The following is a 15,105-nucleotide window of genomic DNA, read 5'->3' on the forward strand; positions in this document are numbered from 1 at the left end:
AAATGCGTTTAGGTTTAGTTTCCCTGTATTCATTTCGGCCCCATGTCGAACATTTGTACTATGTGTCGACACTGCTGAAAGAAGCCGGCCACGAAGTGTTCTTCCTGACATGTGACAGTGCGCTGGATAACTGCTATGGGCGGGCCTTGAAGGGAACCTCCAAGTTGGCGGAATGTCCTACCTGCATGGCGGGCGGCATCCGTTCATTCCCGGTTTCGCAAATTACCTCGGTCCGTGCCAAGCATCGCGTTGACTTGTCCGAAGAAGAGCGTAATTTATTGGCCTCATCGAGCGCATGTACCTTGTTGCGTACCGAAACGGAAGCCGATACACATTTGCCCGACTATCTGGCATTGAGGGCAACTTTCCACAAGCCCGTCGAAACGATGTTTGGCAATGCCGCTGAATGGATCAAGAACAATCAGCTCGATGGCGTGATTTGTTTCAACGGCAGGATGGATGGCACACGTGCCATCACTTATGCGTGCGAACAGCTGTCCATTCCTTACCTGACGATGGAACGGTCGTGGTTTAGTGATGGGTTGCAATTCATCCCTCAGGCCAACTGCCTGTCCTTGAAAGACGTCGACCGTCTGAATACCCAGTACCGCGACGTGCCGCTGACCGCGCGCCAGGCCGGCGTGGCAGCCCAATTAATTGCCTCGCGCTTTGTGCGCACGAATTTGAAGGAGTGGCGGGCGTATAACCTGAATGCCACCCAAGCCGACTGGCCGACCGATGCCGTTGCCGGTCCCAAGGTGCTGATACTGCCAAGCAGCCGTAATGAATTCCAGGGACACCCTGAACAGGAAAGCGGCTGGGAAAGCTATGTGGAAGGCTTTGAACTGGTGCTGGCATCGCTGGGTATTCCCGCGGCGAATGTGGTGCTGCGTTGTCATCCCAATTGGAGCGAAAAGATTGGCGTCGCCGACGGCGCCAGTTCCGAACGCTATTACGCCGACTGGGCAAAAGGCCAGGGCATCCGCTGCATCGGCGCACGCGAAACAGCCAGTACTTTTGACTTGATCCAGCAATGCGACATCTTGCTGGTCAATGGCAGCAGCGCGGCGTTTGAGGCGGGTGCCTGCGGCAAGAAGATTATCTGCCTGGGCCATTCCACGTATCAGGAAGCGGGCATCGCCGTGCATCTGGATAATCGTGGCGAATTGTACAAGCTGCAGGCATTGGAGCAGCATGAACCGCTGGATGTAATTCGCCGCACCTTGCGCTACGGTTATACGATGGCGCGCCGTTTTGCGCAATTCACTGACTATGTCGAAGCGTTGACGCCGTCGCGCTTCCGCTATTTTGCGGGCGCCGACGCCGGCAGGATCGTGCGTGCGCTGTGCTCCGGCATGCTTGAAAGCGATGATCCGGAAGTGGCCGCCGATGACCGCAGTGAAATGGAAGTGGTGGCCAAGATGCTGGACAAGAAATGGGATCAGCTGGCGGTATTCGATGAGGGCAGGCCTGTACGTCCGGAAATCGACATCGGCCGTCGCGTTGGTTTGCGCTGGCTGGACCGCGCGCGTGAAAAGTTACCTACAGGGGATTTGTGGCATGGAAAATAATAAACTGGTATCGATCATCACACCGGCCTATAACGCGGCCAGGTTTGTGGAAGAGACGATACGTTCGGCGCAAAGCCAGTCTTACCCGCACTGGGAAATGTTGATCGTCGATGATTGTTCGAAGGATGATACCTGCGCGGTCATCGAGCGCCTGGCTGCGGAGGATGCGCGCATACGCCTGATTCGCCATGAAAAAAACGGCGGCGCGGCGGTGGCGCGCGAAACGGCCTTGAAGGCGGCCAGCGGCCGCTATATCGCATTTCTCGATAGCGATGACGTGTGGCTGCCGGAAAAGCTCACGCGCCAGCTGGCTTTCATGGAAAGCACGGCGGCCCCCTTGTCCTACACCAGTTTCCGGCGTATTTCCGAAAACGGCGATAGCTGCGGCGAACCGATTGCCATCCCCTTGAGCCTCACGTATCGCCAGTTGCTGGGCAATACGGCAATTGCCACGTCCACGGCCATCATCGATCGCGAGAAGACGGGGCCGTTTGCCATCACGCGTACTTATTATGATGATTTTGCCTTGTGGCTGACCGTGCTCAAGCGCGGGCTGGTGGCGCATGGCTTGCGCGAGGACCTGATGCGTTACCGCGTGGTGAATCAGTCGCTCTCCCGCAACAAGAGCAAGTCGGCCATGAAAGTGTGGCGCGCCTATCGCGACCTGGAAAAACTGGGCGTCCTCGCTTCGTCGTGGTATTTCGTGAACTATGCCTGGAACGCCTCCAGAAAGTATCGCAATTCATAGACGGCCATTCACCGTTGCCGGTGCGAGCTGGCAACGTAGTTTTTCTTCAGGTAATTATATTGTGCAAAATAATCAAGGTGCATCCAGACACATCGCCGTGACCGGTGCAAATGGCTTTATCGGCAGGCAGTTATGCGTCCACTTGAGCGACCGGCAGCACCAGGTGCGGGCGATCGTGCGTGCGCAGGGTGCGCAGCCGGTCAAGGTAAAGCAAGTCGTCCAGGATCTGGCTGCGCTGGCGCCGGACAGCCGGGTGTTTGAGGGCTGCGATGTCGTCATCCACCTTGCCGGGCGTGCCCATGTCTTGCACGATGACGTGGCCGATCCGTTGGCGGAGTTTCGTAAAGTAAATGTGGAGCTGACGCGGCACTTGATTGCCGATGCGGCCCGTTGCGGTGTCAAGCGCTTCGTCTTTGTCAGCTCGATCGGCGTGAATGGCAATGCCAGCGCTGCGCATCCATTTACGGAGAAGGATGCGGCGGCTCCGCATGATTTGTATGCGATCAGCAAGCATGAAGCGGAGCAAATGATTGGAGAGCTGATTCCCGGATCCGAAATGCAATTTGTCATTGTGCGGCCGACGCTGGTTTTCGGCCCTGACGCACCGGGCAATTTTGCCTTGTTGCTCAAGCTGGCAACCAAATCCCTGCCATTGCCCTTTGGTAGAATACCCGCCCGGCGCAGTTTGTTGAGCATCTGGAATCTGGTGGATTTTCTGCACGTGTGCGCCACGCATCCGGCTGCTGCCGGAGAAACATTTCTTGTGTCCGATGAGCAAAGTTTGACGCTGGGCGATATTTTCCGGCACATAGGGACGGGCATGGGCAAAAGCCAACATATATGGCCCATTCCTGCGGCCGTGGTGCGTGCCGTGGCGACGCTCTGCGGAAAGCGGCAAATGTATGCGAAATTGACCGCACAATTGCTGGTTGATACGACTAAAGCCAGGACCATGCTTGGGTGGCGCGCGCCATACGACAGTAGCGCGGCACTCGAGCGCGCGGGACGGGAATACATATCAGGGAAGATGAATGAAACGAGTATTTGATTTGGTATTGGCGTTGATCGCGTCGTTATTGCTGCTTATTCCGGTTGGCCTGGTCGCCCTGATGGTGCGGCTGACGTCCGCGGGTCCCATCGTTTACTGGTCCGATCGTGTGGGGCGGCACAACAAGATCTTCAAGATGCCGAAGTTTCGCACCATGCGTGTCGATACCCCCGCTGTTGCGACACATTTGCTGCCGGACCCCAAGCAATTCCTGACCCCGGTGGGCTCCTTTTTACGCAAGTCCAGCCTCGACGAATTGCCGCAACTGTGGAGTATATTGAAGGGCGACATGAGCTTTGTGGGGCCGCGTCCCGCTTTGTTCAACCAGTACGACCTGATCGAATTGCGCAGCCGCCATGGTGTCGACGGCATCTTGCCTGGCTTGACGGGATGGGCGCAAATCAATGGGCGCGATGAGTTGCCTATCGTGGACAAGGTCAAACTGGACGTCGATTATTTGCAGCGCCGTTCGCTGGCGCTCGATCTGCGCATTCTGTTCCTGACTTTCCTGAAAGTGGTGCGCCGGGATGGAGTGACCCATTGATGAATATCTCGTCCGGTCTGCCAGCGATTGTGTCTGGCAATCGCGTATCGGTGATGGCGCAGGCCCGGTGCCGCCCGGCACTGGCGCCAGCCGCTGTAGAAAAAGGAAGCTTTGAATGAAGCCCGTATTCAATTTTTCGCGTTTTCACAAGCAGATTGTGGCGGCATTTGCCGATCTGTTTTTCTTGCCGCTGACTTTTTGCATTGCGATTGCCTTGCGTTTCGATGGCTTGGCAAATGCCCAGTTTTCCCCCTACATCTGGCTGATCCTGGCGGCACCGCTCGTCTCATTGCCTATTTTTATCAAATTGGGGCTGTACCGCGCGGTGATCCGCTTTATCGACTACAAGATCGTTTATGTGGTGTTTCTTGGCGTCAGTTTGTCCGTGGCCGTATTGCTGGCCATGGCGGTGTTTTTGAATGGCATGAATGGCTTGTCGCGCGGCGTTTTCGGCATCTTCTGGGTGTGCGCCATCATGTATGTGGCGGCCAGCCGTTTCCTGGCGCGCGCGTATTTCCTGTACACCAACCGGCGTGCGGATGGCATTCGCGTGGTCGTTTATGGCGCAGGCGCTTCCGGCAATCAGCTGGCGCAGGCCTTGAACCATGCTGGCGAGTACAAGGTAGTCGCTTTAATTGACGACAAGAAAGAGCTGCATGGCGCCAGTATCGGCGGCATGCGGGTATATGCGCCCGACGCCTTGCCGGATTTGGTGGCAAGCAAGAACATCAGCAAGGTGCTGCTTGCCATGCCGTCCCTGAGCAAGGCGCAGCAACGGCGTATCCTGGAAAAACTGGAACCGCTGAAAATCAAGACCTTGGTGACTTCGCCAATCAAGAGCTTGATACGCGCCAGTACGCAGGTGCAGGATTTGCGCGAAATCGAAATCGAGGATTTGCTGGGGCGCGACGCGGTGGAGCCGGACCAGGACTTGATGGCCATGTGTATTTCTGGCAAGACGGTCATGGTGACGGGGGCTGGCGGGTCGATCGGTTCGGAATTGTGCCGCCAGATATTGCGTCAGCGGCCGGCCTGTCTGCTTCTGTATGAAATGTCGGAATTTGCCTTGTATTCCATCGAACAGGAATTGCAGGCATTGAAAAAAGTCTTGCGGGTCGACGTGGAGTTGCTGCCGTTTCTGGGTTCCGTGCTGGAAACCGCCAAGTGCGAAAGAATTTTGCGGACCTTCCGTGTTGAAACTTTGTATCATGCGGCCGCATATAAGCATGTGCCACTGGTGGAACATAATCCCATCGAAGGCATACGTAACAATGCATTGGGAACACTAAGCATGGCGCGTGCCGCGGTCGATGCCCAGGTGAAGCGTTTTGTGCTCATTTCTACGGACAAGGCCGTTCGTCCGACCAATGTCATGGGTTCCACCAAGCGGCTGGCAGAGCTGATTTTGCAGGCATTTGCCCGCAAACAGGACAAGACGCGGTTTTGCATGGTCCGTTTTGGCAATGTACTGGGCTCTTCGGGATCGGTTGTGCCGCTGTTCCGCAAGCAGATCATGGCGGGCGGACCGATTACGATCACGCATCCGGAAATCACGCGTTATTTCATGACGATTCCCGAAGCCGCGCAGCTGGTATTGCAGGCGGGCGCCATGGGACAGGGGGGCGACGTGTTCGTGCTCGATATGGGCGACCCCGTCAAAATCGTCGACCTGGCCAAGCGCATGGTGCATTTGAGTGGTCTGGAAGTGAAAAGTGAGCAGGCACCCGATGGCACGATTGAAATTCATCACGTAGGCTTGCGTCCAGGCGAGAAGCTGTATGAAGAGTTGTTGATTGGCGATAATGTTGAAGGCACGGACCATCCTTTGATCATGCGCGCGCGCGAGGTGGAAATTCCTTGGGCGAAGCTGGAAGGCATGCTTGGCGAATTGACGAGGGCATGCGATCAGTTCGACCAGGCCGCCGTACGAACGCTGTTGCTGGAGATCGTTAGCGAATATGAACCGCAGTGCGGCATCGAGGACTGGGTCTGGAATGCCCAGCGCGCTGCGCAGGGCAATAGCCCGGTCGTGGTGATGGCGCGCCAGGCCAATGCCGACTGACGGTCAGACAGACGTTTTTATTTTTGATGTACTTATTAGCTAAAGAAGAATCATGGACAAATTGGCAGAAATGAAGCAAGCGCCGGAGCAGCAAGGTGCGCCTGAATTCTCCTTGACGGAGATACTGATCGTTTTATGGAAAGGCCGCAAGCTGATCGTCGGCGGTACGGTGGCCGTGATGATCTTGTGCGTGTTGTTTACCTTGTATATGGCAACGTACAAAAGCGAAGGCTTCTACCAGTTTGGCGGTGCGATACCCGTGCCTAAAGAACAGGTGATTGCTGAGAAAGACAAGGAAAAGGACAAGGAAAAAGAAAAGGAAGCGCCTCCCGGTATCGCGCTGGGCGACTATAAACGCTATGTGGCGGCCTTGAGCAGCAGCGGCCGCTTTGACGACTACATGCAACAAGTCAAGCTGAACAATGATCCTACGGTGCAGGAGTTGCGCCGTACCTTGATCGCGCGCGACAATTTTTCCAAATTCCTGGAGCCGATTTACCCGATGACCAAGCTCGATGCCAAGGAGTTGATGGATACGGCCAAGGATATCAGCAATAATGTCATCGGTTTGCGTATCAGCTACCAGGCAACAACGCCCCAGGATGCGCAGCGCATGGTTACCCTGCTGGGCCGCTATACGATGGATAGCGTGATCTATCTGGTGTATTCGGACTTCCTGCGTTCCAAGCATCTGGATTTGACCAGCAAGATCACCAAGCTCGATAACGAGATTATCAGCAACAAAGAGCGGCTGGAAAGTTTCGCCCGTAAAGGCGAGACCTTGAGGAAAATTGTTGCGCGCTATCCTGACGCTGCGGCGCAGGGCGGCCGCCAGGTGGTCAGCGTGACCGAGGATAATGCCCGATATCTGTCGCCAGCGACGCAGTTGATGTCGACCGAGGTCGATGCCCTGATGGCCAACGAAGCGATTCTCAAGGCGCAGCGCGAACAGAAGCAAAATATCATATTGCGCGAGTACTATGATGGCGCCAAGGCTGCGCTCGATAGCAACAAGTCGGGCGAAGCGCTCTTGCTGGCGCTGGAAGCGATCAAGGAAAACGTCTTCAAGAAGCGCGACTTGAATGATGAGTCCGTCAAGGAAGTCTTCAACATGATTACTGTCGACAACCAGAAAGCCACGGCTGTCTACCTGGAAAAGAGCCGCTTTATTGCGGGACCAACCTTGCCGGAAAACCGCACCAGCCGGTTGTCGAACAGTTTGCTGGCAGGCTTCCTGGCCGGCCTGGCATTCTTCTCGCTGCTGGTATTTGGCCGCAGCTGGTGGCAGGCGAACCGCCTGAAGATGGCGGACTGAATATCGCTGCAATGACCGCCATGTGCAGCAATGTGCTGGCGGAATTGGAAACGCCCATCCTGGCAGGCAATGGCCAGGATGGGCGTTTCAGTTTACTGCCGGTCCGGGGAGCGGGGTGTTATTCTTCCTTGTTTTTGTAGCAATGCGGGCATGACACTTCATACACGTATTCCGGCGCCAGCTGCTGGCGCGGCGTGACGACGGCGCGGCAGACGAAACACTGCACGGTTTCCGTCGGTTCCAGTTTCGGGTTCAGGGCCGTGCGGTAGTCGAACACGAAGCAGTCGCCCGTGTAGTGCTCGCCGCCCACTTCTTCAAAATACTTGAGAATGCCGCCGTCGAGCTGGTACACGCTGTCGTAGCCGATTTCCTTCATGTGGATGGCCGCCTTTTCGCAGCGGATGCCGCCCGTGCAGAAGGTGACGACGGTCTTGCCTTCCAGTTCATCCTTGTGGGCAGCGGCGACGGCCGGGAATTCCGTAAACTTGTCGATACGGTAATCCAGCGTGTTGTTGAACGTACCCACATCCACTTCGAACGCGTTGCGCGTTTCCATCATGACCACGGGCTTGCCCGCATCGTCGACGCCGGCGTCCAGCCAGCGCTTGAGCGTATGCGCGTCGACGGACGGCGCGCGGCCCAGTTCCGGCTTGATCAGCGGCATGCGCATGGTGATGATTTCTTTTTTGAGCTTGACCAGCATGCGCTTGTGCGATTGCTCATTCGACAAGCTTTCCTTCCACTCCAGGTCCGCCAGGCGGGCGTCGCTGCGCACCCACGCGAGGAAGGCGTCGATATGCTCGCGCGTGCCCGACAGGAACATATTGATGCCCTCCGGCGTCAGCAGGATCGTTCCCTTCAGGCCCAGCGCCAGACATTGCTCCTGATACAAGGGGCGCATGGCTTCCGTATCGTCGAGCGTAATGAATTTATACGCTGCAATATTGACAAAAGTGGCGGCGGGCGTGGCGCCCAGCGGGCTGGCGGCAGCGGAAACGGACGGTGTTGCTGGGGTGATGGCTTGCATGATGGCGATCGGCTTAGACTGAACAGCCGATATTATAAGCCCGGCGGGCCGGGCGGGATACCCGCCATGCCGCCTTGTCGCATGCCGGCGGGCCGCGCGCGACAGGAATTTCTTGCTTGCAACCGGGCGCCACATCGCCGGTCCCTGGCCGCGACGCGGTAGAATAGACCCCATTGAATTTTGCAGGAAACGGTACACAGGATGGAAATGGTAATGCAAGAGGCCGGCGCTCCGGCAGGTTCACCGCAAGCGATGCAGCAAGTCCCGCAAGGTCCCGGATTTGTTCACCTGCGCGTGCATTCGGAGTACTCGATCGTCGACGGCCTGGTGCGCATCGACGACGTGGTCAAGGCGGCGGCGAAGGACAAGCAGGTGGCGCTGGCCGTCACCGACCTGTCCAACCTGTTTGGCATGGTCAAGTTCTACAAGGAAGCGCGCGGCAAGGGCGTCAAGCCGGTGGTCGGCGTCGAGGTATGGATCACCAACGACGATAACCGCGACAAGCCGTCGCGTTTGCTGTTGTTGGCGAAGAATCGCATGGGCTATTTGCAGCTGTGCGAGCTGCTGTCGCAGGCCTGGCTGACCAATCAGCACAAGGGGCGCGCCGAGGTGCGCTACGAATGGTTGCAGGCGCTGCCCAGCAATCGATACGAACTGTATCCGGACGATAGCGCGGCCAATGGCCTGATTGCGCTCTCTGGCGCGCACTTTGGCGATGTCGGCACGGCGATTGAAAACGGCAACCTGGCGCTGGCTGAAGCCCATGCCAGCAAGTGGGCGGCGCTGTTCCCCGGCCATTTCTATATCGAAATCCAGCGCGCCGGACAGCCCAACCAGGAGCTGCAGGTACGGCATTCGGTCGCGCTGGCGTCGAAGCTGGGTCTGCCGGTTGTGGCTACGCATCCCGTGCAGTTCATTTCGCAGGAAGAATTTATTGCCCACGAGGCGCGCGTCTGTATCGCCGAAGGCGAGATGCTGGCCAACGCCAAGCGTGTCAAACGCTTCAACGAGCAGATGCGCTTCCTCACGCAGGATGAAATGAGCCAGCTGTTCCACGATCTGCCGGCCGCGCTGCGAAACTCGGTGGAAATCGCCAAGCGTTGCAATCTGACGCTGACCCTGGGCAAGCCGCAATTGCCGAACTTTCCGACGCCGGGCATGACCATCGACGATTTCCTGCGGGCGGAAACCAAAAAGGGCCTGGAAGAGCGCCTGATCCAGTTGTATCCGGACCCGGAGCAGCGCGAGAAGGAGCGTCCCCGCTACGAGGCGCGCCTGGAGTTCGAGAACAACACCATCATCAACATGAAGTTCCCTGGTTACTTCCTGATCGTGGCCGAGTTTATTCAGTGGGGCAAGAACAATGACGTGCCGATCGGCCCGGGCCGTGGCTCGGGTGCGGGCTCGCTGGTGGCATATGCGCTGAAGATTACCGACCTCGATCCGCTCAAGTACAACCTGCTGTTCGAGCGTTTCCTGAACCCTGAACGGGTATCGATGCCCGACTTCGATATCGACTTCTGCCAGGAAAAGCGCGAACTGGTGATCCAGCACGTCAAGGATTTGTATGGCAAGGAGGCCGTCTCGCAGATCGCCACCTTCGGTACCATGGCGGCCAAGGGCGCGATCCGCGACGTGGGCCGCGTGATGGATTTCGGCTACAACTTCTGCGACGGCATTTCCAAGCTGATCCCGTTCAAGCCCGGCAAGCCCGTGTCGATCGCCGACGCCATCGAAGAGGAACCGCTGCTCAAGGAGCGCCTGGAAAACGAGGAAGAGGTCAAGCAGCTGCTGGACCTGGCGCAGCAGGTCGAAGGCATCACGCGCAATATCGGCATGCACGCGGGGGGCGTGCTGATCGCCCCGGGCAAGCTGACGGATTTCTGTCCGCTGTACACGCAGGGCGGCGATTCCGGCGTCGTGTCGCAGTACGACAAGGATGACGTGGAAGCCGTCGGCCTGGTGAAGTTCGACTTCCTGGGTCTGACGACCCTCACCATTCTCGACCGTGCCGTGCGCTACATCAAGCAGCTCGATCCGGCGCAGGCGAACTTCGACCTGGCGACCTTGCCGCTGAACGACAAGCCGTCCTACGACCTGCTGACCAAGGCCAAGACCGTGGCCGTGTTCCAGCTGGAGTCGCGCGGCATGCAGGGCATGCTGAAAGATGCGCGTCCCGACCGCTTCGAAGACATTATCGCGCTCGTGGCCCTGTACCGTCCGGGCCCGATGGACCTGATTCCCGACTTCTGCAAGCGCAAGCACGGCGAACGTTTCGACTATCCCGATCCGCGCACGGAATCGATTCTGTCCGAAACCTACGGCATCATGGTGTACCAGGAGCAGGTGATGCAGATGGCGCAGATCGTCGGCGGCTACTCGCTGGGCGGCGCCGACATGCTGCGCCGCGCCATGGGCAAGAAGAAGGCCGAGGAGATGGCCGAGCACCGCGAGATCTTCCGCGCCGGTGCGGCAAAAGACGGCTTGACGGCGGAAAAGGCCGACGAGATCTTCGACTTGATGGAAAAGTTCGCCGGCTACGGTTTCAACAAATCGCACGCCGCCGCCTACGCCTTGCTGTCCTACCACACGGCATATTTAAAAGCGCACCACACGGCCGCCTTCATGGCAGCCAACTTGTCGCTGGCCATGGACGACACGGACAAGATCAAGATCCTGGTGGAAGACTCGCTGGAAATCTGCAAGCTGACCTTGTTGCCGCCCGATATCAACGAATCCGATTACCGCTTCACGCCGAGCGGCGCGGCGCCGTCCGTCAGCGGCAAGAAGGTTACGCAGATCCGCTATGGCCTGGGCGCTGTGAAGGGCTCGGGCCAGAACGCCATCGAAGCCATCATCGCCGCGCGCGAGGCGGGCGGGCCGTTTACGAGCCTGTTCGATTTCTGCAAACGTGTTGATAAAAAGCAAATCAACCGCCGCACCATCGAATCGCTGATCCGCAGCGGCGCCTTCGACTGCCTGAAGGTCGACCGCGCCATCCTGCTCGCCTCCGTGGCCTTTGCCATGGAATGCGCCGACCAGGCGGCCAAGGCGGCCAACCAGGTGAGCCTGTTCGGCGGCGACGACAGCGACATGGTGGCGCCGCCCGAGTACGTCAAGGTACCCGTGTGGACCGATAAACAGCGCCTGACGGAGGAAAAGATCGCGCTGGGCTTCTACCTGTCCGGCCACCTGTTCGATTCGTATGCGCCCGAGGCACGCCGTTTTGCGCGCACGAAATTGTCGGAACTGTCGCCGTCGCGCGAACCGCGCATGATGGCCGGCGTCATCACGGGCTTGCGCACGCAGATGACGCAGCGGGGCAAGATCCTCATCGTCACCCTGGACGACAAGAGCGGCACGGTGGAAGTGACGGTGTACGGCGAATTGTTCGATTCCAACCGGAAAATCTTCAAGGAAGATGAATTCCTGGCCGTCGTGGGCAAGGTGTCGGAAGACCGTTTCTCGGGCGGCTTGCGCATCACGGCCGAGAGCGCCTTCGACATCATCGCCGCGCGCGTGCAGTATGGCCGCCAGCTGGGCCTGACCCTGCCCACGACGCTGGACATGAAACGCATCAGCGATGTGATCATGCCGCACCGGGCCGAGGATGGATTGCCGATCGCCGCCAAGGTCAGTCCGCAGGGCGTCAGCTGCGTGCTGCAGTTTGGCGATGCGTGGCGCGTGGCGCCATCGGACGAGTTGCAGACGGCGCTCGAGCAGGTGCTCGGTGCGCAAGAGGTGGCGGTCGAGTACTGACCGCTGGCCGCGTTGCAAATGACAAAGCCAAACCGGAGACATTCTGGTTTGGCTTTTTTACGTTTACATGTCTTTCAGGCCCGTGATCGCATAGCCCTTGGCGGCGATCTGCTGGTGCGGCTGTTCAATATGGTAGTCGGGCAAGACCTGGGCATCGTCGGCTACTTCGCTGGCGCGTGCTTCGAGTTGCCAGTCGGTATTGGTCACTTCTTCAGGAATGATCTTTCCTTCCGGCACGGCGAGGTAGGAAAAAATGCCGTCGTGCTCGGCCCGGCGGTAGATGTCTACGCGCATGACTTGCCTCCTAGTAAGCGTTGGGGAAACCGGCGCACCGTAATGCATGCCGATAGCGCTAGCGTAACAGGATTGTGCCGCGGACGGGTTTAAGCGTGTGGGCGAGGGAAGCGGAAGGGAGAGTGGCTGGTGAAGGCAGGCAAGGACGCGGGGGCGGGGCGTCGTGCGGTGGCCAGGGCCGTTCAGGCGATAGCGGAAGCGTAGTCGTCGTCGATGGCCGATTGCCGTACCTCGCTGGAGGTTGCCGCGGCGCCTGGCAAGGCGATCTGCACGGGGCAGCGATGGTCGTCGAGGCCGCTACGCAGGCTGCCGATCATGGCCAGTGTCAATTCGTGGCGTTTGCGCGCTTCCGAGCGCTTCTTCGAGGGGATGTCTTCCATGACCGGCGAGGGCAGGTTTTCGCACGGCAACTCAAAATCGCCATCCTGGCGGGCTTGCGCTCCCAGTTCTTGCCATAGTGCATTGTAGTCGGCGAACAGACGGCCTTTCTTGGCGGAATGATGCACGGCGCGGTTGATATTACCGACAAGAATCATCTTGCGGCAGCCGTGTTCATGTCCCAGCTGGCGCACCAGGCGCACCATCAGGGTCTTGGGACGCAAGCCGTGCAAGTCGCGCGTTGCTTCGCGCACGCGCTGTGCGCTTTCCTGCCCCTTCGGGCCTTGCACGCAGCCGATGCGCATGCCCAGGGTGGCGCGCAGCGGGCAGCCGAAGAAGGAGAAGGCGATCGAATAGAGCACGTTGTCGTCATGCATCAGTTGCAGCACCATCTCGCCTTCGCGGTCCATGGGGTGCAGCGAACACAGTTGCAAATGGTAGGGCGCGCCCGATTTGCCCGGCACCGTGCCGAGGCGCACGGGACCGCGGGCCGCCTGCGCCATCAGCGTGCCCCAGCCTTGCTGCAGGATGAAACGGTAGTGCTCGGCCAGCAATTCCACGCGCTGCTGGCAGTTCAAGGTCAGGCTCAGGTAAGGGCGGTAGACCTTGTGGATCATGTGCGGATAGGCGTGTACCAGATCCTGAAACGCCGGATGCGAGTTCAGCAGTTGTAGCCAGAGGCGGGTGGGGCGCTGCTGCACGCGGGCCCGCAAGTGTAGCTTGAATACTTCGCGCCAGCGGCGCATGCCGGGCGGCATCGCCATCAGGCCGTCAGACAGGGTAATAGTTGGCATCATCGTGCGCATGTCCATGTAAAGAGAGAACGTCCAGGCCGTTTCGGCTCAGGCGGGTACCGGGCTGCTGACGCCCTCGTGGTTTGCCAGCAGAATGGTGGTGCCGCGGCTGCCGCGCGCCAGCTTGCCGGCCAGCCCGCCGGAAAAATGGCGCGGCCAGCTGCTGTGCCTGTGCGCCGGCAAGACAACTTCGTGGCAACCCAGCAGTTCAGCCGTATCGAGGATCGTAAACAGCAGTTCGCCGGCGAAAATATGGGTGTTGAATTCGATATGAGTGCGGCTCAGGTACAGGCCCGCCTCGTGCATCAACTGTTGTGTGGCCAGGTCCAGCGCATGGCCCTCGCTGGCGCTGTGCTGGGGCACGCCACTGGCCTGGCGCGGCGGCGCCGGTGTCACGTGCAGCAGGCTGACGCGCACCTTGATGCCCCATTCCTGCAAGCGCCTGGCATAGCGCGCGCCATACACGATGTCGCTGGCGCGCTTGACGGGCAAGAGCAGCAGCAAGGTATCCTGGCCCGGCATGCCGCACGCATCCGCGGCGCTATCCGGGGCGCGGTGGCGTTGCGGGGCAGGGCGCGATGCATGCATGGAAGGGTTGGCCGTGGTGGAAAAACCATGCCATCTTATCCACGCCCCTGCCCCCTGTAAATTGGCGAAACGGCGTACGGGTTTCCCTTACGCCAGCCCTGTTTTAATAGCGGTAGGTGACATACACGGCACCGATCGGTGCCGTCTTGCGTTGCACGATGGGGCTCTTGGCCGCGTCGCCCATGCGGTGCTCGACGCCGACCAGGGTATTGAGGCTCCAGCGCGCATCGAAGCGGTGCTCCCAGTTGACGGTGGCCTGTGCTTCATAGAAGCCGCCCTTGGGCGTGTATTGCTTGAACGAGGTATTCGCGGCCTGGGTGGCCGTCACGCCATACATGGTCTGCACGTACTTGCGCTCGCCCCAGCCCAGCTGGCCGCCGATGCTCACGCTGTCTTGCTGCATGCCCTTGGCGTCGGCCCGGCCGTAGACCTGGCCTGTGGCGCCGAAATGCACATTCGCGCCATTTTCGCGGTTCGACAGGGGAATGTCGCTCGAGACGCTCAGCGACAGGCCCGGCATTGGCGAGTACCCCGCGCTCAGCAGGGCGCTGGCGTTGCCCTTGACTTCGCCCATGCCCTTCAGGTAATCGCTGCCGCCCCAGCCGTTGATGCCCTTGCGCTTGTGGTCTTCGCGGTTGCCGCGGTAGCCCAGTGCGGCGCTGTAGCTGAAGGCGCCCGCCTGGCCGCCGTAGCCGATGCCGCGCGAGGTGCTGATGAACAGGCCATTGGCCATGGCGTAGTCGAGGATGATCAGCGGCGAGGCCGACAGCTTGTCGGAGCCGGAATAGCTGGACACGGCGGCGACGCCGCCGCCGATGGTGAAGACATTTTCCGGCGCCGGTTCGGCTGCCGCGGCGGCCAGGGGGTTCAGGCTCAGGCCGCAGGCCAGTGCCAACGAGGTCAACAAGGTTGTAGATGCGTGCATGGAGTTTTCCGTCAGGTGGAGAACCGAGTCCGGAGTGGCTCGATTGACTGCC

General features: G+C 59.2%; 12 protein-coding genes. 7 read left to right on the forward strand and 5 right to left on the reverse strand.

Going from position 1 to position 15,105, the window contains the following annotated elements; translation table 11 throughout:
* Window positions 1-2: 2 nt before the first annotated feature.
* The 6 genes from GCN74_RS10895 (at window position 3) to GCN74_RS10920 (ending at window position 7,288) form a co-directional block, all read left to right on the forward strand.
* Window positions 3-1,571 (forward strand): capsule biosynthesis protein, encoded by a 1,569-nt coding sequence (locus tag GCN74_RS10895; RefSeq protein ID WP_152256700.1) that lies wholly within the window; start codon window positions 3-5, stop codon window positions 1,569-1,571.
* Window positions 1,561-2,319, forward strand: coding sequence for a glycosyltransferase family 2 protein (locus GCN74_RS10900; protein ID WP_152256701.1), 759 nt, complete (start codon window positions 1,561-1,563; stop codon window positions 2,317-2,319). Before GCN74_RS10895 ends, GCN74_RS10900 begins: the two co-directional genes overlap by 11 nt.
* Before the next feature lie 61 nt (window positions 2,320-2,380).
* Window positions 2,381-3,367, forward strand: a complete 987-nt coding sequence (locus GCN74_RS10905) for an NAD-dependent epimerase/dehydratase family protein (protein ID WP_193317036.1) — start codon at window positions 2,381-2,383, stop codon at window positions 3,365-3,367.
* On the forward strand, window positions 3,351-3,911 hold the full coding sequence (locus tag GCN74_RS10910; protein ID WP_152256703.1) for a sugar transferase: 561 nt from the start codon (window positions 3,351-3,353) through the stop codon (window positions 3,909-3,911). Before GCN74_RS10905 ends, GCN74_RS10910 begins: the two co-directional genes overlap by 17 nt.
* A 115-nt stretch (window positions 3,912-4,026) precedes the next feature.
* Complete coding sequence (locus GCN74_RS10915) at window positions 4,027-5,973, forward strand: polysaccharide biosynthesis protein (protein WP_152256704.1); 1,947 nt, start codon at window positions 4,027-4,029, stop codon at window positions 5,971-5,973.
* A 52-nt stretch (window positions 5,974-6,025) separates the two neighbouring features.
* On the forward strand, window positions 6,026-7,288 hold the full coding sequence (locus GCN74_RS10920) for a lipopolysaccharide biosynthesis protein (RefSeq protein WP_152256705.1): 1,263 nt from the start codon (window positions 6,026-6,028) through the stop codon (window positions 7,286-7,288).
* Between the two features lie 118 nt (window positions 7,289-7,406).
* Here GCN74_RS10920 and GCN74_RS10925 read toward each other — a convergent pair whose 3' ends face one another.
* Window positions 7,407-8,315, reverse strand: a complete 909-nt coding sequence (locus tag GCN74_RS10925) for a sulfurtransferase (protein ID WP_226938984.1) — start codon at window positions 8,313-8,315, stop codon at window positions 7,407-7,409.
* 213 nt (window positions 8,316-8,528) lie between these two features.
* Between GCN74_RS10925 and dnaE the strand changes: the two genes are divergently transcribed.
* Entirely contained in the window at window positions 8,529-12,074 is a 3,546-nt protein-coding gene (gene dnaE / locus GCN74_RS10930) for a DNA polymerase III subunit alpha (protein ID WP_226938985.1), read from the forward strand.
* Window positions 12,075-12,137: 63 nt separating this feature from the next.
* Here dnaE and GCN74_RS10935 read toward each other — a convergent pair whose 3' ends face one another.
* The 4 genes from GCN74_RS10935 to GCN74_RS10950 form a co-directional block, all read right to left on the reverse strand.
* Window positions 12,138-12,368 (reverse strand): DUF6139 family protein, encoded by a 231-nt coding sequence (locus GCN74_RS10935; protein WP_152256706.1) that lies wholly within the window; start codon window positions 12,366-12,368, stop codon window positions 12,138-12,140.
* A gap of 182 nt (window positions 12,369-12,550) precedes the next feature.
* Window positions 12,551-13,543, reverse strand: coding sequence for a VirK/YbjX family protein (locus GCN74_RS10940; protein ID WP_193317037.1), 993 nt, complete (start codon window positions 13,541-13,543; stop codon window positions 12,551-12,553).
* A gap of 45 nt (window positions 13,544-13,588) precedes the next feature.
* Window positions 13,589-14,062 (reverse strand): universal stress protein, encoded by a 474-nt coding sequence (locus GCN74_RS10945; RefSeq protein ID WP_193317038.1) that lies wholly within the window; start codon window positions 14,060-14,062, stop codon window positions 13,589-13,591.
* A gap of 169 nt (window positions 14,063-14,231) precedes the next feature.
* Window positions 14,232-15,053: a MipA/OmpV family protein gene (locus GCN74_RS10950; protein WP_193317039.1), complete on the reverse strand. Its 822-nt coding sequence runs from the start codon at window positions 15,051-15,053 to the stop codon at window positions 14,232-14,234.
* Between the last annotated feature and the right edge of the window lie 52 nt (window positions 15,054-15,105).

The sequence above is a fragment of the Janthinobacterium sp. FT14W genome, from assembly GCF_009208755.1.
GTDB lineage: Bacteria > Pseudomonadota > Gammaproteobacteria > Burkholderiales > Burkholderiaceae_D > Janthinobacterium > Janthinobacterium violaceinigrum.